Raw genomic sequence first — 17,100 nt, 5'->3', positions numbered from 1 at the left:
GCAGCCGATCTTCCAATGTTCCGGCCGACTTGAGCGAGAGCTTCACCAGCAGAAAAGCCATTCCGAACCGAAACTCAGCGACTGAAGCTGAAACGCCCAGATGTCAGTGACAACAGGAATCGCCATACTGCAGCTGCTCATGCCAATCCGGCCGGCCCTCCGGGGTGAAATCCATCAGGTTCCACAGGATCTCGCAGGTGCCGATGGCGCGCGGGTCTTGGCCGGGCTCGGTCGGCGCGAAGCCGAGTTCGGACGACCAGAAATGCCTGATGCCGTCAGCATCGCGGTGAAACACCTGAAGCAGCGGGATCTGCGCGCCGTCGGCATCCTCGGCGTTGTAGTCGCGCTTGAAGCTGTTGTTGGCCGAAGACACCAGCCGCATGTTGCGCCACGCCCGATCGCGGCCGAGCGTGACGAGGTTTTCGAGCGCCGTCTTGGCCACGACGGCGAAGTTGAAGCCGGCCGCCTCGAGATGGCCGACCGCGCCGTCGAACTGGTCGAGCAGCGCCGTGCAGGACGGGCACGGCTGGTCGGGCCGGGCGAGCTTCGCCGTGCCGCCGCTGGCCGCAACATCGCGCGTCTCCCGCGGGTGGCGCGGAAACATCATCTGATAGAGGATCAGCGTGTCCTTGCCGGGCGCGAACAGCTCCGACAGTTTTATCTCTGCGGTCTTGCCGGCGATATCCAGCCCGTCGAACACATAGTCCCGCGGCACCAGCCCGCCCGGCGGCAGCGTGCGCCGCGCCTCGGCCACGGCTTCCATGGCGCGGCGCAGCTCGATTTCCTTCTTCAGCAGCTTTTCGCGTGCGGTGCGGTATCTGGCGGATTCATTGGGAAAGGTGATCATGGTCGGCTCCTTCAAGTCGTCGCGCCGGCGTCCCGGCGCGGATGCTCTGCGACCCAAGGACGTTTCACCGCGGTCGGTTCCGACATTTTTTGCACCCGGCGCGCCGATCACGAGCCGGGTCTTCGAAAGGAGCGGATGAAGGCTATTGCGCCGTTGGCACCGGGCAGTTCAATTCGCCTTCGGGGCAATTGAGATAGGTCTGGAAATCCTTCAGCCGGCCATTGGTGAGCGACGTCTGGCAATTGGCGACGACCACCGGATAGATGGTGCCCGCGGTGTCGATCGGGCCGCCCTGGAACTTGCATTCAGCGTCGCGGAAAGCGACCCAGGCGCGCTGCGCATCGACCAGCAATTTCCTGGACGCCGCATTGTCCTTCAGCCGGTCCACGATCTGCTTGTAGGCATCGTTGAGCTTCTTGTCGGCCGCGCCGAAATCCTTGCCGGCGCACTGGTTCATTGTCGCCTGGTCCTGCGCATCGGCGCAGTCGGCGGCGCGCGCGGTGCCTACGAAGTGCGGGGCGGCAAGGATCAGCGTGGCAAGGCTGGAGAGCAGAAGCCGCATGATGTTTCCTCCGGTTTCGACAAGCCCCTGCGGAGACGAAGCTTAGCGGCCGGCTGCATGCTGGCAAGATGTCGCCTGCCGCCTTGGTGGACAGTTTGTTTATCCGATTGTTTATCCGAAGCGAAGCCCATCACCCCTTGACCCCGCCGGCGGTGAGGCCGGAGACGATCTTGCGCTGGAAGATCAGCACCAGCACCACCAGCGGCACCGTGACGATCACCGAGGCGGCCATGATGTTGCCCCACGGAATCTCGAACTGCGAATTGCCCGAAAGCAGCGCGATTGCCACCGGCACGGTCCGCCGCGCGTCGTTGGAGGTGAAGGTCAGCGCGAACAGGAATTCGTTCCACGCGCCGATGAAGGCCAGCAGTCCGGTGGTCGCCAGCGCCGGCCACATCAGCGGCAGGAAGATGCGGGTGATGATGATCCACGGCGTCGCGCCATCGAGGATCGCCGCCTCCTCGACCTCGACCGGCAGGTCGCGGACGAAGCCGGTGAGCACCCAGACGGTGAACGGCAGCGTGAAGATCATGTAGGAGAAGATCAGCGCGAAGAGCGAATTGTAGAGGCCGAACATCCGCACCAGTTCGAACAGCCCGGCCAGCACCGCCACTTGTGGGAACATCGAGACCGACAGGATGGCGAACAGCAATGCCGAGCGGCCGCGAAAACGGATGCGCGCCAGCGCGTAGGCGGCGGTGACGCCAAGGAACAGCGAGAGCGCCACCACCGCGCCCGAGACGACCAGCGAATTCAGGAGGTTGCGCGCGAAGGCGCCTTCGGCCAGCACGTTGCGATAATTGCCGAGGCTGGGCGCCTTCGGCCACGGATCGGCCTGAAACAGCTCGGTCCCCGATTTCAGGCTGGTGACGATGGCGTAGTAGAACGGGAACACCGCGATGAGCACGATTGCCCCGACCAGCAGATAGAAGGCCGTGCGCTTCAGGAGCCACATCTCAACGGCCTCCTTCCAGGCTTAGCCGGCCGATGCGGATGGTGAGCATGGTGAGCAGAGCGAGAATGAGGAAGAGCAGGGTCGAGGCGGCCGAGCCATAGGCGAACTTGTCGAACTCGAACAGGTTCTCGCGGGCGAACACCGACATCGACTTGGTGTGCGCGTTGTTGGGCGTCAGCACGTAGATCAGGTCGAAGATGCGCAGCGCGTCGAGCGCCCGGAAGATCACCGCCACCATCACCGCCGGGCGGATCAGCGGCAAGGTCACGCGCCAGAAGATCTGCCAGGGATTGGCGCCGTCGAGCTTGGCGACCTCGATGATCTCGCGCGGCAGCATCTGCAGCGCGGCCAGGATCAGCAGCGCCATGAACGGCGTCGTCTTCCAGATGTCGACGATCAGCACGGCCGCCATCGCCGTGTCGGCGCTGGCGGTCCAGGCGATCTTGTGGTCGATCAGCCCGAGGTTGATCAGCACGACGTTGATGATGCCGAACTGGTCGTTCAGCATCCACTGCCACATCTTGGCCGAGACGATGGTCGGGATCGCCCAGGGGATGAGGATCGCCGCCCTGACGATGCCGCGGCCCGTGAATTCGGCGTTGAGCACCAGGGCGACGACCATGCCGAGGATCGTCTCGCATGTCACCGAAACCACCGCGAACCGTATGGTGTTCCACACGGCGCCCCACCAGGCCGGGTCGAGAAGCAGCCCGTCATAGATGATCCTGCCGCTCGGCATGCGCAGCACCGAGACATAGTTGGCGAAGCCGACCCATTGGCGGGCGTCGAGGTCGGACAGCGAGGCGTCGGTGAAGCTGAAATAGACCGTGCGCGCAAGCGGCCAGCCGGCAGCGGCGGCGAGCACCAGAAGCATCGGCGCCAGGAACAGCCATGCCGAGCGCACACGCTGGCGCATCAGCCGCGAGCCCGGGCGCCGGTCGGCGGCGTCAGCCGGTTGCGCGCTCACCAGCCCTTGCCCTTCAGCCTGGTGAGCGTTGCTTCGAGGTCGGCCAGATTGTCGGCGGCGCTGCCCTCGCCGGACAAGGTCTTGTGCACGGCGTTCCAGAACTGGCTCGACGCCTCGTTGTACTTGTTCCGGGTCACCGCCGAGGGCCGTGGCTCGGCATTGAGGAAGACCTCCCTCCAGTGCGGAATGATCGGCTGTTGCCGGGCGATGTCGGCATCGTCATAGAGCGCCTGGATGGTCGGCAGGTTGGCGGTCCTGAGCGTGCGGTATTTCTGCATTGCGGGCGAGGCGATGAACTTGACCAGTTCGATCGCCGCATCCGGGTGCTTGGAATATTTCGAGACCGCAAGGTTCCAGCCGCCCAGCGTTGCCGCCGGCCGGGCACCCTCGCCCGTGCCGGCCGGCAGCGGCGCGACGTCGAACTTGCCCTTGATCGGCGACCCCTGGCTGTTGCCCAGCGCATAGGCATAGGGCCAGTTGCGCATGAAGACGGCATTGCCGGTCTGCCACACGCCGCGCGATTCCTCTTCCTGGTAGGCGAGCACGCCGGGCGGCGCGATGGTGCCGATCCAGGCCTTGGCCATGTCGAGCGCGGCCGCCGCCCGGGCGTTGTTGATGGAAATGGTGCCATCCGGCTCGACGATATGGCCGCCACCGTTCGAGACCACCCATTCGAACGCGTCGCAGGTCAGCCCTTCATAGGCGTTGCCCTGGAAGACGAAGCCCCAGATATCCCTGTTGCCCGCGGCCCGCTCCTTGTCCATCACCAGCCTGGCGGTTTCGCCCAGTTCCTTCCATGTGGTCGGCACCTTGGCGCCGTATTTGTCGAGCAGATCCTTGCGGTAATAGAGCGCCGGCGCATCGGTGAAGATCGGCAGCGCCACCAGCCTGCCGTCGACGGTCTGCGACTGGATGATCGACGGGAAATGCTTGGCCACGACATCCCTGGTCGCCGCGGTCAGGTCGACGAACTGGCTGGCGAGTTGCGGCGCCCAGATGACGTCGGTCTGGTAGATGTCGACGTCGCTGTTGCCCGCGGCGAGCCACAACCTGTACTGACCGAACTGATCGGTCCCGGATGACGGCATGGCGACGATGGTGACCTTGTCGCCGCTCTCTTTCTCATAGCGGTCGAGGATCTCGCGCAGCACCTTGAGGCCGTTGCCGGTGTCACCCGACACGATCGACAGCTCGACCGCGCTCGCCTGACCCGCCGCGAGCACGACAGCTACGCTCAACGCCAGCAATGCGTGGAAAACCTTCATCGCGGTGGATCTCCCTTGGCCGGCGGCGCACAGCCCCGACAGCCGGTCAGACCCCACCGTTCATTGAATGCGGAGCCGCGCTTTGGGTTCCCGAACAGCCATCTCCGGTGGCGATGACGGCACCGATCGACGTCGCCAGTCAGCCTTCCCAGGCGACGGGCCTCATGCCCAGCCGCTCGTAGAGCCGCACGGCGGCGGCGTTCTCGAGCGTATTGGTCTTGAGGTCGACATGGGTGGCACCCCGGTCGCGGAAAATGGCGAAGGCGTGCCACATCAGCGCCTCGCCAACGCCCTTGCCGCGCGCCTCTGGATGAACGGCCAGATCCTTGACGAACGCCGAGGTCCAGCACAGTGCCGCCGCTGCCAGCCGGCCCTTGGCGTCGATGACGAGGAAACACAGCGCCGAGTCGAATTCGGGGTCTTCGGAAATGCGCGGCCACCATTCGTCGAAAGGGCCGTCGGTGCCATCGTCGAACACTTCGCCCAGCAACGCATGCAGGGGCAGCGCGTCGCCGCGCTCAAACAAGCGCATGACGAAGCCGTCCGGCCAGTGCGGTGGAACGAGCGTCTCGTCGAGGATCTTGCGCAGCCGGATGTCGTTTGGAGCCGGCGGACGCGGTTCGGGCATCGCGCTCAGGCGTCGGGCTGAAGACGCCCGCGCTTGCGGTCGACACCGAGGCCGGTCGCCTCGAGCAGGCCCTTGCGCTTGGCGTCGAAATAATAGCCGGTCTGGTAGAGCCAGTCGGCCTTCTTGGCGTTGCCGTTCGACACCAGCCAGGCGCCACGCAGATATTTGACTGCGTATTTGAGGTTGGTCTCGGCGTCGAACAGGCCCTTGGCCGGCCCGTCATAGCCCATGCCGCGCGCCGTCGCGTGCTTGATCTGCATCAGCCCCCAATGGCCGTTGTTGTAGGCCTTGGGATTGTAGGTGCTTTCGCGGTTGACGACATGGCGCACCAGATCCACCGGCACCTGGTAGAAGGCGGCGTATTTGACGATCAGTCGGTCGACGTCGCCGCGCATGCCGGTCGCATGCTGTTCTTCTGCCGGCTCCACCGGCGCCGACGGGAACTGCACCAGGGCAGCCGGGTTCTGCGGCACGACGTAAGCCACCTGCTGCACGCCGGGCATTTTCTGGCCGCCCTTGGCAACCGCCGGCACGATGAGCCCGGCGGTCGTATAGGTCGCCGCCGACTGGATCGGCTGGCCGGCTTTCGCCGGGGCCGGCGCCTGCCAGGCATTGGCGGTCATCACGGCGGGCACGGCCGGCGCCGCGGGTGTTGTCCCGGCAAAGGCGGCGGTTGCCGCGGCCGGCTGGACCGCGGGATCGAGCGCCGGGGTGGCCGCGCCGGGGGTCAACTCAGCCGTCTGGACGGGCGCGATTCCGGAGGATTGCGGCAGCACCGAAACCGTCTCCGGCAGCGGCAGGGTGAAGCCGGCATCGCTGCCTGCCGTGGTCGCGGTTTCGGTGAGCGACGGCGCGGCTTTCATCTGCGAGGTCGAGGTGCAGCCGCTCATGCCGGCGGCCGCCACGATCACGCCGATGGCGATAAGGGTTTGTTTTGCTGGCAAGCCGCGTTCGGAGTCCGGTTTGTCGGGTCGTTAAGTTTTCCCTTACACCAGCGATTCCTGGCTAGCAATCGGGGCCATCTGGCGGTTTCCGGGTGGCGGGACGCAGGCAGCGATGCCATATTGTTCCTGATATGTACCGGCGGGAATCCCGGATTCCGCCGCTTTGCGGAAAGGAGCGCATCATGGAAACGACATCTTCGATCACAGCCGGCCACGCAGTGTTAGAAACAGTGATCGGCTTCATGGGCATCGCCTGGAGCGAAAAGGGCCTGATCCGGCTCTGCCTGCCCGAACGCAGCCGCGAAGCGGTGGAGCGGCGGCTGATGCGCCATGCCGGCGTTTCCGCCTCCACGGCCCAGCCGTCATGGGTGGTCGAGTTGATCGCCTCGATCAAGGCCTATGCCGCGGGCGAGGACGTCGATTTCACCGGCTTTCCCGTCGATCTCGACGGCATCGACGATTTCCGCCTCGCCATCTACGACGCGGCACGAAAACTGAGCTATGGCGAAACCACCACCTATGGCGAACTCGCCAAGCGCGCCGGCCATGCCGGCCTGCCGCGCGAAACCGGTGCGGCCCTTGGCGCCAATCCGGTGCCGCTGGTCATCCCGTGCCACCGCATCCTTGCCGCCGGCGGCAAGATCGGCGGCTTCTCGGCGCCCGGAGGCTCGGTCACCAAGGAAAAGATGCTGGCCATGGAAGGCGTGCGCGTCGGCCAGCCGCCGCCAGCGCAGGTGTCCTTCGGCTTTTGAGAGCAGGTCCAGGAACCGTTCCCGGATGTGTCGAGTTTCAGGTCGGGCCGGCATCACCTGAATATCGGCACGCCCTAATGGCGCCGGATGAACCTATGCCTGAAACGCTCATTGTCCGGCCGCTTGCAGATATAGACCGGGCAGGACCTGGTGTCGGCGCTCGGCACATAGGCGCGCGTCCTCACCTCGCCCATGGTGCAGAACTGCTGGCTCTGCACATAGCGGTCGTAGAGCGGCAGCCCCGGCACCCGCGTCGACTGATAGCGCAGGATGACCGCACCTTGACCCGCGATCGTCGACTGGACCTTGCCGCAACTCATGCGCGTCGGGTCGTAGCGCGAGATCGCCTGCGCCTGGGCGGCCACCAGCGTGAGGCAGGCGGCAAGCAGGATGGTTTTCATGGTCCTCTCCCCTCGATCCGCCGCCCGAGGACGGCGGATCTCGCCTCACGGTTTCACCAGATTGGGGCGGCCGTTGGGCGGCTTCGATCACGGCTTTTTCACGCAGTCTTGTTTTTTGTGCGAAAGCAGCCTATATCAGCGCCATTGATATTTCGGCCGATCGATCCGGGCCTCGCGATCTTCGCGTTTGCTGACGTCTATCTCCAAAATCTCGATGCACACCGGCTGGACCTCGGTCCGGTCATACCAAAGCAAATGTGAAGGACTATTTTTATGGCAACTGGAACGGTCAAGTGGTTCAACGCCACCAAGGGCTTCGGCTTCATCCAGCCTGACAGCGGCGGCGCGGACGTTTTCGTCCACATCTCGGCTGTCGAGCGCGCTGGACTGTCGACCCTGGTCGAAGGCCAGAAGATCAACTTCGAGATCGAGCAGGACCGCCGCACTGGCAAGTCGTCCGCTGGTTCTCTGAGCAAGGCAGCCTGATTTTGAAAATGGCGCGCGCCGGACGAGAGTTCGGGGCGCGCGGCAAGTCACGGATGTACTGACGGTCGCGCGAGAAGCGCGCCGGAGTGGAAAGACCCGACAAGCTGGAACAGCAGATAGCTGCCAGCCCGGACCGGACGCTCCCGATCAGGCTACCGAAATGGGAAGGCGGGATTTATCCCGCCTTTTTATTTGTCTGGATTTTGACGCTGACGATTGGCGAAATCGGCCACACAGCGTCCTTCTCCCCGTCACTATACGTGGAGAAGTGCCCGGCAGGGCGATGAGCGGCAGCGCGAGGCGCCCCCCGAGATTATCCATCGCAAAGCTAACACGATAACAACCGAGGCTGGCGCCGCCCCTCATCTGGCTGCCGCCATCTTCTCCCCGTGAAACGGGGAGAAGGACGCTGTGTCGCCCGCCTACCCCACCCACTCGATCGGCACATGCCCCGGGTCCGCCTCCACGCGGCCGAGCCAGGCGACCACCGCGGGATAGGCGTCGAGTTGGAAGCCGCCCTGCTCCGCCGTGTGCGTGTAGGCATATAGCGCGATGTCGGCGATGCTGAACGCGCCGGCGAAGAAGTCGTTGTTTTCCAGATATTTGTTCATGACGCCAAGCGCCTTGTTGCCGCGCTCCAGCGTCGCCGCCAACCGTTCCGGCGTGGCATCGGCGGCGCGTTCGGGAAAGGTCAGCAGCGCCTTGCGCACGGCGATATAGGGCTCGTGGCTGTACTGCTCGAAGAACAGCCATTGATAGGCGAGCCCGCGCTCGTATCTGTCCGCCGGCAGCAGGCGCGTGCCTTCGGCGAGATAGAGCAGGATGGCGTTGGATTCGGCCAGCCGCCGGCCGTCGTCCAGTTCCAGCAGCGGCACCATGGCGTTCGGGTTCTTGGCGACGAAATCGGCCTTGCGCGTATCGCCGGTGTGCGAACTCACCTCGACAGTGGTGAAGGCGAGGCCGAGCTTGGCCATCAGCAGCCGCGGCTTGTAGCAATTGCCGCTGTCGATCATGCTGTAAAGTATCATTGTGGTTCCCCGGAGCGCTGCTTCTGCGGGCGGATTATCGCAGCGGCGCCATCCTCAACCAGTGATTTCTTTTGGCGCGACCATCAACGCCGCTTATGCAACGGCACGACCTTGTTGTCGAAGCCCAGCAGCGCATCGACCGCAAGCGGCTCTTCATTGAAGATGGTGCCGGCAAGCGCCGGACGCCCGAGAAGAAAACCCTGCAGCAAATCGACCCCGCCTTCGAGCGCGACACGCAGATGAGTGGGCTGCTCGATCCCCTCGACCAGCACCTTGGCGCCGCGATCGTGCAGGCTGGACACCAGTGGGCGGAAGAAGCGTTCCGCGGCGGCGTGGCGGCAGAATTCCGCGAACCAGCCGCCATCGATCTTGACGATGTCGGGCTGGAGCAGACCCACCCGCTCCACGGTCGAATGGCCGGTCCCGAAATCGTCGATGGCGATGCGGATGCCGTCGCGCCGCATTTCACGCACCAACCTTGCCAGCAGCGCATCGTCCGCCGCCTGTTCGGTGATTTCACAGACCAGCATGGCGGGCGCCAGGCCGAGCTCGTCGAGATGCCGGCTCATCAGCCGTATCTCGGCCAGCGCCCGTCCAGCATGGTTGTTGACCAGCGGATTGTAGTTGAAGAACAGGTCGAGCCCGTCGACCCCGATATTGTGGAAATTCCTGAGATGCAGCACCCGGCACATGGTTTCGACGAACAGGCGGTCCGAAGCCGCGACGCCGTCGAAGAACATCCGCGGCGACCCCGTCCGGCCGGCACGGTGCGGCTCGATCAGGCCTTCGACGGCAACCGGGTACAAGCTGCTGCCGCGCGGGGCGTAGATCGGCTGGTAGGCGCTGCGCAGGCGGAAGTCGCCGTGGACGCCGTATTCGATGCCGATCTCGTCGACGAAGATCGCATCGTCAATGGTGCGTCGCCGCTCGACACTCATGGCGCGATCCTGCGCCCAAACGCCTTTGCAGGTCGCCCCGTGCGCGGCGCAACGGCGGCGGCAGCATGGCTTGCGGCGGGGGCAGGTTCCGGACTGCCCTTTGCGAAAACACGGAAACTTGTCGGCGCCAGTTCGGGACGGGCCAGCACGTACCCCTGGACCATCGAGGCGCCCGATCTCTCGGCCAGCTCCAATTGCCAGCCTTCCTCGATACCCTCGAACACGGTGCGGACGCCCTGGTCCTCGAAGCTCCTGACCATGGATGTCAGCAGCGCGAAACCAGCACCCGATTCCATCAATTGGGTGATCCAGTGCGCATCGAACTTGACGATGTCTGGGCTCAGCTCCTTGACGCGGGTGATGTCGGAATCGTCGGCGCCATAGTCGTCGACGGCGATCCGGAAGCCGTTGGCTCTGAGCGCGGCGACGAAGCCGTGCAGGGTTTCCTGCGATGCCGATCTCTGTTCCGTCACCTCGCACACGACGCGGCCCGGATCGATACCGGCCTCGTGCAGCACGAGCCGCATGTCACGCAAGGCGTTGTCGACGATCGATCGCTCGGTGAAGACCGAGGGATCGAAATTGACGAAGACCGATGCCTCCCGCGGCAGGCAGGCGCCGGCATTGAGCAGATGCAGTGTCCTGGTCAGCGCTTCGACGTGCAGGCGGTCGGCCGCCGGACATGTCGAGAAGAAGGTCATCGGCGATTGCGGCTCGCCGTCGCGAAACGGGCGGATCAGCCCTTCGAAGGCGGTGACCGACAGCTTGCCCTCGTTGAAGGCAAAGATCGGCTGGAAGGCACTTTGCAGCGTATAAATGCCCCAGACACCGCTCGAGGTGCCGTCATCATGACGGATGATATGGGCAAGTCCGATGCTGCGTGACAAGGGTTCCTCGCTCCGCGACTGGGCGGAATTGGATTTCGATCCTGCCACGCAAGCCTCTACCGCCCGTTAACGAACTTTCTTTTGTCGATCACGCCTCATTGACCACGCTGTCCCACCTGGCCCAGCCGACAAGGCTTGCACTGACGGGAATGTTGCGACATGAGAAGCGCCGCGGCCGCTCCTGGCCGCGCCGATCCTTTGGAGAGACAAAAGGTCATGGCCTTTCTTGCCGACACCCTTTCCCGCGTTAAGCCTTCCGCCACCATCGCGGTGACGCAGAAAGCCCGCGAGCTGAAAAATGCCGGCCGTGACATTATCGGCCTTGGCGCCGGCGAACCGGATTTCGATACGCCCGACAACATCAAGAATGCGGCGATCGAGGCCATTCGCCGTGGCGAGACCAAATACCCGCCGGTTTCGGGCATCGCGCCGCTGCGCGAGGCGATCGCGAAGAAGTTCAAGCGCGAGAACAATCTCGACTACAAGCCCGAGCAGACCATCGTCGGCACCGGCGGCAAGCAGATCCTGTTCAACGCCTTCATGGCGACACTGAATCCCGGCGACGAGGTCATCATCCCCCGCCCCTACTGGGTCAGCTATCCCGAAATGGTGGCGATCTGCGGCGGCACGTCTGTGTTTGCCGACACCTCGATCGACAACGGCTTCAAGCTGACCCCGGCGGTTCTGGAAAAGGCGATCACGCCGAAGACCAAATGGCTCTTGATGAACTCGCCGTCGAACCCGTCGGGCGCGGCCTACACGCAAGGCGAACTGCGGGCGCTCGCCGACGTGCTGTTGAAGCATCCGCAGGTCTGGACGCTGACCGACGACATGTACGAGCATCTCACCTATGGCGACTTCGTCTTCAAGACCATCGCCGAGGTCGAGCCCCAACTCTACGAGCGCACGCTGACCATGAACGGCGTGTCGAAGGCCTATGCCATGACCGGCTGGCGCATCGGCTATGCCGCGGGTCCCGTCCAGCTGATCAAGGCGATGGACATGATCCAGGGCCAGCAGACCTCGGGCGCCTGCACCATCGCGCAATGGGCTTCCGTCGAGGCGCTCAACGGCCCGCAGGACTTCATCGCCAGGAACAAGGCGATCTTTCAAGGCAGGCGCGACCTCGTCGTCTCGATGCTCAACCAGGCGCGCGGCATCACCTGCCCGTCGCCGGAAGGCGCCTTCTATGTCTATCCATCCTGCGCCCAGCTGATCGGCAGGAAGACCAAGGCCGGCAAGGTGATCGACACCGACGAGACCTTCTGCTCGGAACTGCTCGAGGCCGAGGGCGTCGCGGTGGTGTTCGGCTCGGCCTTCGGCCTCGGACCCAACTTCCGCATCTCCTACGCCACCTCGGAGACACTTTTGGAGGAAGCCTGCACCCGCATCCAGCGCTTTACGGCATCGCTGACCTGATCAGCCAAGTCCGAAACGAAACCCGGCGTCACCGCTGTCAGGCGTTACCGCCGGGTTTTGTCAATCCAGGCTCGGCATTCAGCCGCCATATTGCGCCGGCGTCACCGCTTCGAGCCACTCGGCATGGATGCCGTCGAGCGCCTCCTGCATGGCGATATGCGTCATCGCCGTTTTCGATCCGGCACCGTGCCAGTGCTTCTCGCCGGGTGCGAACGAAATGGTGTCGCCGGCCCTGATCTCCTGGACCGGGCCGCCCCATGTCTGGGCCAGTCCGGCGCCGGAGGTGACATAGAGCGTCTGGCCGAGCGGATGCGTGTGCCAATGGGTGCGCGCGCCCGGCTCGAAGCTGACCAGCGTGGCCCTGAGCCGGGCCGGCGCCTCCGTCTCGATGATCGGCGTCTGCAGAACCCGACCGGTGAAGTATTTGTCCGGCGCTATGATGGTCGGCACGCTGCCGCAAGCAATGATCTTCATCGTCTGTCCCTGGAACCGCCAGCAGCCGGCGAGACGCCGGCCCGTTTGAATGAACTGCATTCTCGGCCCGGATTGACCTGGACGCAACCGGCCCTTGTCATCTCGCTTTGACGAAGGCCTGATCTTTCTCTTAACCATGAACCTCGCGCGCTCGGGACGCAGCTCGAAATGCCGGCGAATTCAATGTCTTCTTAACGGCTGCCCACTAGCCGTGAGCCTGCATTGCGGGGCTGGCGGATGAGCATACTGGCGACGATCAAGGACCACAGCGGCCGGATCTATCGCGGTATCCAGTCACTGCTTGTGATCAGCATCGGCGCAGCAGTGCTTGGGGCTTTCGACGTCTCGCGAAACCTGTCCGCCGGCAGTGCCTTCGCCATCTTGATCCTGGCCACGAGCCTCGCCTTGCTGGCATTGATGTACATGCGCAGCAGCGTCGTCCATCGCCTCCAGTCGGCCGCCGCCGCCGAGGCCGAGAAACATCATTTCCTCACCAGGGATGCGATGACCGGCGCGATGACGAGACGCTATTTCCTCGAGGCGCTGCACGAAAGCCTGGGCACCATGCGCGACAGGCGCGAGGCGGCCTTGCTCTTGATCGACCTCGACCATTTCAAGCAGTTGAACGACACGTTCGGACACCAATTCGGCGACCTCACGCTGACGCATCTGGTCAAGACCTCGGAACGCATCTTTGCCGGCGCCATGGTCGGACGCCTCGGCGGCGACGAATTCGGTATCATCATTCCGCATGGCGACCTGGCCGCCATCAACAAGGATGTCAGGCAACTGCTGGATGCCATGCGCGCCGGCAAATCGCATGAAGGCAAGACCATTCCGCTCTCCATCTCGGTCGGCGTGGCACTGGCGCCGGCCCATGCCTCGAACACGACGGAACTGATGCTGGTTGCCGATCTGGCGCTTTATGAAAGCAAGGCGGCGGGCCGAGGCCGCGTCACCGTCTTCGACGAGGAGATGCTGTCCGACAAGCGCTACCGTCGTCTGGTCGAACGGGAATTGCGCGCCGCGGTCTATCTGGGCGAACTCGAATTGCATTATCAGCCGATCGTCAGCCCGGATGGTTCCCGCCACGCGCTCGAGGGGCTGATCCGCTGGCGCCATCCGGTTCGCGGACTGATCGCACCGTCCGAGTTCATTGCGATCGCCGAACGCTCGACGCTGATCGACATGCTCGGCGAATGGGCGTTCAAGCGGGCCTGTGCCGATATCGGTCATTTCCCGGGCCACCGTATCTCGATCAACGTCTCCGGCGAGCAACTCAAGCGCGACGAGATCGTCACCATGTGCGACCGCGTGCTTAGGGAAGCCGGCCGGTCGGCGTCACAGTTCATCATCGAGATCACCGAGACCGTGGCGACCGCCGCCACGCCCGAGATTCTGCGGCGTCTCGAAGCGTTGCGCGGCCTCGGCTTTCACATCGCCCTCGATGATTTCGGCACCGGCCATTGCGGCTTCAACTATCTCAAGACCTTGCCCATCGACATCATCAAGATCGATCGCTCCTACATCCGCGCCCTCGCCCATGACCAGGTGGCACAGATCTTCGTCTCGGCGCTGGCGCAGATCGCGCGCATCCAGCACGTCACCATCGTGGCGGAGGGCGTGGAGACGGCGGAGGAATTCGCTCTCGCCAAGGCGGCCGGCTGCAACCGTTTCCAGGGCTATTTCTTCGGCAGGCCGGCGCCGCGCGACAAGCTCGCACTGCTTGCCGGCCGCTCGGTCGAACCGCTCGTGCTCAGCGCCTGAGCCGGCCAGCCGCGCGGCTTCCTATTTTTCTTGCCCTCCAGGCAAACAAGTGGGACGATAATCGGGGCAGGTCGAAACAGACCCGCCCGCGACGGTCGAACAGGCCGGCCGCCGCTCAGGACCGATTGACCTTGGCCTGAACCATGAATGCCAGTCGGTCCCCAGGAAAAACGCCTGAGTGGAGGTCAGTCATGGGTAATCGCGCCGGAGGACGACGCACGGGACCGAAATGCATTGCCATAGTCGGTCCCTTCGCAAGCGGTAAGACGACACTTCTCGAAGCCATTTTGGCCCGTACGGGCGCCATCCCCCGCCAGAACCCGGTTTCCTCCGGCAATACCGTTTCAGATCATTCGCCCGAGGCCCGCGCCCACGCCATGAGTGTCGAGGCGTCGATCGCCACCACCGAATTCATGGGCGAGCAGTTCACCTTCATCGACTGCCCCGGGTCGATCGAATTCTCCTTCGAGGCCGAACCGGTGCTGGCCGCCTGCGATGTCGCTGTGGTCGTGGCCGAGGCGGACGAAAAGAAGATCCCTGCCCTCCAGCTCATCATGCGCAAGCTCGACGATCTCGGCGTGCCGCGTATCCTGTTTCTCAACAAGGTCGACAAGGCGATCACTGGCGTGCGCGACACGCTGAAGATGCTGCAGCCGACAAGCGCGGCGCCGCTGCTTCTGCGTCAGATCCCGCTGCGCAAGGACGGCGTCGTCATCGGCTCGATCGATCTGGCGCTGGAGCGCGCCTACATCTACCGCGAATATGCCGAGAGCGAGGTGGCCGAGATACCGGGCGACGACAAGGCGCGCGAACTGGAGGCGCGCTTCTCCATGCTGGAGACGCTGGCCGATCATGACGACCAACTGATGGAGCAGTTGCTCGAGGAGATCGAACCGCCCAAGGACGCGATCTTCGACGATCTCGCCGCCGATCTGCGCGACGGCGCTGTGACGCCGGTGCTGATCGGCACCGCCGAGAAAGGCAATGGCGTGCTGCGCCTCTTGAAGACGATCCGCCACGACGCGCCCGACATCGAGGCCACCCGCAAGCGGCTCGGCGGCCCCCCGGACGGCAACGCGACGGTGGTCCAGGTGATGAAGACCATCCACACGCCGCATGGCGGCAAGCTGTCGGTGTCGCGCATCCTGTCGGGCCAGGTCGCCGACGGGTCGGAGCTGTGGCTGCCCGGCGGCGACACCGCCAAGGTTTCCGGCATCTACAGGATGCTGGGCAAGGACCAGGTCAAGCTGACCGGCGCCAGGATCGGCGACACCGTGGCGCTCGGCAAGCTGGACGCGGTCAAGACCGGCCAGACGCTGACTTCGGCCAAGGGCGGGACCAAACAGCTCTTCGATGTCGAGCCGCCGCAGCCGGTCTTCGCCTTCGCGCTACGCCCCAAGGAGCGCAAGGACGAGGTCAAGATGTCGGCCGCCATCCAGCGCCTGGCCGAGGAAGACCCTTCGCTTAGCCTGCGCCACAACCAGGACTCGGCCGAGACGGTACTGTCGGGTCATGGCGAGATGCATCTGCGCGTCGTGCGCGAGCGGCTTGAGGGCAAGAACCAGATCCCGGTCGAAGGTCATGCACCGGCGGTGCCCTATCGCGAGACGATCCGCAAACCGGTGCAGCAGCGTGGCCGTCACAAGAAACAGTCGGGCGGCCACGGCCAGTTCGGCGATGTGGTGATCGAGATCAAGCCGCTGCCGCGCGGCTCCGGCTTCCAGTTCACCGACACCATCACCGGTGGCGTCGTGCCCAAGACCTACATCCAGTCGGTCGAGACAGGCATACGCGATTACCTCAAGTCAGGCCCGCTCGGCTTCCCCGTTGTCGACGTCGCGGTCAACCTGTCGGACGGCTCCTACCATGCGGTCGATTCCTCCGACATGGCCTTCCAGATGGCGGCCAAGCTCGCCATGAAGGAAGGCATGGCCGCCTGCTCGCCGGTGCTTCTGGAGCCGGTGATGAAGGTCGAGATCGTCACTCCGTCGGACACGACGTCGAAGATCATCGCGCTGATCCCGCAGCGGCGCGGCCAGATCCTGGGCTATGACGCGCGGCCCGGCTGGCCTGGATGGGATGTCGTCGAGGCGACCATGCCGCAGGCCGAGATCGGTGATCTGATCATCGAGCTGCGGTCGGCCACGTCAGGCGTTGCCAGCTATCGCGCCGCTTTCGACCATATGGCCGAGCTGACTGGCCGTCTCGCCGACGAGGCGATGAACGCCAACGGCAAGGCCGCCTGATTTCGCCCGGTGGCCGATTTGGAAGCGTGTGAAGCGCCCCTCGAACGATCGAGGGGGCAAAAACCAAAAAACGACGCCCGGGGGGCCGGACGCCGTTTGTTTTGTGGACCGTTTTCTTGGGAGGAAAAACGGCAGGTCCGCCACATGTAAGGTCGCCGCGCTTCGACGGGAAAAGGTTCGGACGCGGTAGCCGCCTGAGCCCGGGTCGTCCGAGTGATGCCCCCATCTCCCGTCCGAACCACACCGCGTCCTATGATCCATTTAGCAGATGGAGGGTGTCCTTGTCATGTTACCAGAGGTTACATGACACGGTTACGCGGCAGTTCTGGTGAATTTTCCAGCCATCCCCGTGGCACGCAGGCAACAAAAAAGCCGGATCAACGAAGATCCGGCTGAGTTTGATTGGAAGTGCCTGTTAAGGCTAACCTCCAGAGGGGAACACTCGAGGACGCTAATGGGAGGAGAACGCGTCCAGGAGATGATGTATATATGTGCTCATCATGCCCAAGAAACAAGCATCTATTTTGCAACACA

The 17,100-nt window shown here is 64.1% G+C and carries 17 protein-coding genes; 5 read left to right on the top strand and 12 right to left on the bottom strand.

The window, feature by feature from the left end; genetic code table 11:
* Positions 1 to 103 precede the first annotated feature (103 nt).
* The 7 genes from FJ970_RS11690 to FJ970_RS11660 all read right to left on the bottom strand — a co-directional run bounded on the left by FJ970_RS11690 (position 104) and on the right by FJ970_RS11660 (position 6,168).
* Complete coding sequence (locus FJ970_RS11690) at positions 104 to 847, bottom strand: DUF899 family protein (RefSeq protein ID WP_181178649.1); 744 nt, start codon at positions 845 to 847, stop codon at positions 104 to 106.
* 142 nt (positions 848 to 989) lie between these two features.
* Entirely contained in the window at positions 990 to 1,409 is a 420-nt protein-coding gene (locus tag FJ970_RS11685; RefSeq protein ID WP_140759554.1) for a lysozyme inhibitor LprI family protein, read from the bottom strand.
* A 130-nt stretch (positions 1,410 to 1,539) separates the two neighbouring features.
* Positions 1,540 to 2,364, bottom strand: coding sequence for a carbohydrate ABC transporter permease (locus FJ970_RS11680; protein ID WP_140759552.1), 825 nt, complete (start codon positions 2,362 to 2,364; stop codon positions 1,540 to 1,542).
* 1 nt (position 2,365) lies between these two features.
* A complete protein-coding gene (locus FJ970_RS11675; RefSeq protein ID WP_140759616.1) occupies positions 2,366 to 3,280 on the bottom strand; it encodes a carbohydrate ABC transporter permease in 915 nt (304 codons plus the stop codon).
* Between the two features lie 47 nt (positions 3,281 to 3,327).
* Positions 3,328 to 4,596, bottom strand: a complete 1,269-nt coding sequence (locus FJ970_RS11670; RefSeq protein ID WP_140759549.1) for an ABC transporter substrate-binding protein — start codon at positions 4,594 to 4,596, stop codon at positions 3,328 to 3,330.
* A 139-nt stretch (positions 4,597 to 4,735) separates the two neighbouring features.
* Positions 4,736 to 5,224 carry a GNAT family N-acetyltransferase gene (locus tag FJ970_RS11665; protein ID WP_140759547.1) on the bottom strand — a complete coding sequence of 163 codons (489 nt, stop codon included), beginning with the start codon at positions 5,222 to 5,224 and terminating at the stop codon, positions 4,736 to 4,738.
* Positions 5,225 to 5,229: 5 nt separating this feature from the next.
* Positions 5,230 to 6,168, bottom strand: a complete 939-nt coding sequence (locus FJ970_RS11660; RefSeq protein ID WP_140759544.1) for a lytic transglycosylase domain-containing protein — start codon at positions 6,166 to 6,168, stop codon at positions 5,230 to 5,232.
* Between the two features lie 182 nt (positions 6,169 to 6,350).
* Between FJ970_RS11660 and FJ970_RS11655 the strand changes: the two genes are divergently transcribed.
* Positions 6,351 to 6,920, top strand: a complete 570-nt coding sequence (locus FJ970_RS11655; RefSeq protein ID WP_140759541.1) for a methylated-DNA--[protein]-cysteine S-methyltransferase — start codon at positions 6,351 to 6,353, stop codon at positions 6,918 to 6,920.
* 74 nt (positions 6,921 to 6,994) lie between these two features.
* Here FJ970_RS11655 and FJ970_RS11650 read toward each other — a convergent pair whose 3' ends face one another.
* A complete protein-coding gene (locus FJ970_RS11650; RefSeq protein ID WP_140759538.1) occupies positions 6,995 to 7,321 on the bottom strand; it encodes a hypothetical protein in 327 nt (108 codons plus the stop codon).
* Positions 7,322 to 7,594: 273 nt separating this feature from the next.
* Here FJ970_RS11650 and FJ970_RS11645 point away from each other — a divergent pair, with 273 nt between their 5' ends.
* A complete protein-coding gene (locus FJ970_RS11645; protein ID WP_015316174.1) occupies positions 7,595 to 7,807 on the top strand; it encodes a cold-shock protein in 213 nt (70 codons plus the stop codon).
* A 422-nt stretch (positions 7,808 to 8,229) separates the two neighbouring features.
* Here the strand turns inward: FJ970_RS11645 and FJ970_RS11640 are convergent, their stop codons facing one another.
* From FJ970_RS11640 to FJ970_RS11630, 3 genes are all read right to left on the bottom strand, one after another.
* On the bottom strand, positions 8,230 to 8,835 hold the full coding sequence (locus tag FJ970_RS11640) for a glutathione S-transferase family protein (RefSeq protein ID WP_140759536.1): 606 nt from the start codon (positions 8,833 to 8,835) through the stop codon (positions 8,230 to 8,232).
* A gap of 83 nt (positions 8,836 to 8,918) precedes the next feature.
* Positions 8,919 to 9,773 (bottom strand): EAL domain-containing protein, encoded by an 855-nt coding sequence (locus FJ970_RS11635; RefSeq protein WP_140759533.1) that lies wholly within the window; start codon positions 9,771 to 9,773, stop codon positions 8,919 to 8,921.
* A complete protein-coding gene (locus tag FJ970_RS11630; RefSeq protein WP_140759530.1) occupies positions 9,770 to 10,660 on the bottom strand; it encodes an EAL domain-containing protein in 891 nt (296 codons plus the stop codon). Before FJ970_RS11630 ends, FJ970_RS11635 begins: the two co-directional genes overlap by 4 nt.
* 216 nt (positions 10,661 to 10,876) lie before the next feature.
* Here FJ970_RS11630 and FJ970_RS11625 point away from each other — a divergent pair, with 216 nt between their 5' ends.
* Positions 10,877 to 12,079, top strand: coding sequence for a pyridoxal phosphate-dependent aminotransferase (locus FJ970_RS11625; RefSeq protein WP_140759527.1), 1,203 nt, complete (start codon positions 10,877 to 10,879; stop codon positions 12,077 to 12,079).
* A 78-nt stretch (positions 12,080 to 12,157) separates the two neighbouring features.
* On the opposite strand, the gene FJ970_RS11620 is transcribed toward FJ970_RS11625, so the two are convergent.
* The gene (locus FJ970_RS11620; protein WP_140759524.1) at positions 12,158 to 12,553 is read right to left on the bottom strand and encodes a cupin domain-containing protein; all 396 of its coding nucleotides are present in this window, start codon (positions 12,551 to 12,553) and stop codon (positions 12,158 to 12,160) included.
* Between the two features lie 237 nt (positions 12,554 to 12,790).
* On the opposite strand from FJ970_RS11620, the gene FJ970_RS11615 reads away from it, so the two are divergent.
* The gene (locus FJ970_RS11615) at positions 12,791 to 14,320 is read left to right on the top strand and encodes a putative bifunctional diguanylate cyclase/phosphodiesterase (RefSeq protein ID WP_140759521.1); all 1,530 of its coding nucleotides are present in this window, start codon (positions 12,791 to 12,793) and stop codon (positions 14,318 to 14,320) included.
* A 191-nt stretch (positions 14,321 to 14,511) separates the two neighbouring features.
* Positions 14,512 to 16,566, top strand: a complete 2,055-nt coding sequence (locus FJ970_RS11610) for an elongation factor G (RefSeq protein WP_140759518.1) — start codon at positions 14,512 to 14,514, stop codon at positions 16,564 to 16,566.
* Positions 16,567 to 17,100: the final 534 nt, after the last annotated feature.

This window comes from Mesorhizobium sp. B2-1-8 (assembly GCF_006442545.2).
In the GTDB taxonomy this organism is placed as follows: Bacteria; Pseudomonadota; Alphaproteobacteria; order Rhizobiales; family Rhizobiaceae; genus Mesorhizobium.
Note: the sequence above shows the minus strand (reverse complement) of the source record. Positions and strands in the feature narration are given on the sequence as shown.

Bases quoted from the DNA above. Each gene is read 5' to 3' on its own strand.
- FJ970_RS11690 (WP_181178649.1), bottom strand. From the start codon at position 847: ATGATCACCTTTCCCAATGAATCCGCCAGATACCGCACCGCACGCGAA.
- FJ970_RS11685 (WP_140759554.1), bottom strand. From the start codon at position 1,409: ATGCGGCTTCTGCTCTCCAGCCTTGCCACGCTGATCCTTGCCGCCCCG.
- FJ970_RS11680 (WP_140759552.1), bottom strand. From the start codon at position 2,364: ATGTGGCTCCTGAAGCGCACGGCCTTCTATCTGCTGGTCGGGGCAATC.
- FJ970_RS11675 (WP_140759616.1), bottom strand. From the start codon at position 3,280: ATGCGCCAGCGTGTGCGCTCGGCATGGCTGTTCCTGGCGCCGATGCTT.
- FJ970_RS11670 (WP_140759549.1), bottom strand. From the start codon at position 4,596: ATGAAGGTTTTCCACGCATTGCTGGCGTTGAGCGTAGCTGTCGTGCTC.
- FJ970_RS11665 (WP_140759547.1), bottom strand. From the start codon at position 5,224: ATGCCCGAACCGCGTCCGCCGGCTCCAAACGACATCCGGCTGCGCAAG.
- FJ970_RS11655 (WP_140759541.1), top strand. From the start codon at position 6,351: ATGGAAACGACATCTTCGATCACAGCCGGCCACGCAGTGTTAGAAACA.
- FJ970_RS11650 (WP_140759538.1), bottom strand. From the start codon at position 7,321: ATGAAAACCATCCTGCTTGCCGCCTGCCTCACGCTGGTGGCCGCCCAG.
- FJ970_RS11645 (WP_015316174.1), top strand. From the start codon at position 7,595: ATGGCAACTGGAACGGTCAAGTGGTTCAACGCCACCAAGGGCTTCGGC.
- FJ970_RS11640 (WP_140759536.1), bottom strand. From the start codon at position 8,835: ATGATACTTTACAGCATGATCGACAGCGGCAATTGCTACAAGCCGCGG.
- FJ970_RS11635 (WP_140759533.1), bottom strand. From the start codon at position 9,773: ATGAGTGTCGAGCGGCGACGCACCATTGACGATGCGATCTTCGTCGAC.
- FJ970_RS11625 (WP_140759527.1), top strand. From the start codon at position 10,877: ATGGCCTTTCTTGCCGACACCCTTTCCCGCGTTAAGCCTTCCGCCACC.
- FJ970_RS11620 (WP_140759524.1), bottom strand. From the start codon at position 12,553: ATGAAGATCATTGCTTGCGGCAGCGTGCCGACCATCATAGCGCCGGAC.
- FJ970_RS11615 (WP_140759521.1), top strand. From the start codon at position 12,791: ATGAGCATACTGGCGACGATCAAGGACCACAGCGGCCGGATCTATCGC.
- FJ970_RS11610 (WP_140759518.1), top strand. From the start codon at position 14,512: ATGGGTAATCGCGCCGGAGGACGACGCACGGGACCGAAATGCATTGCC.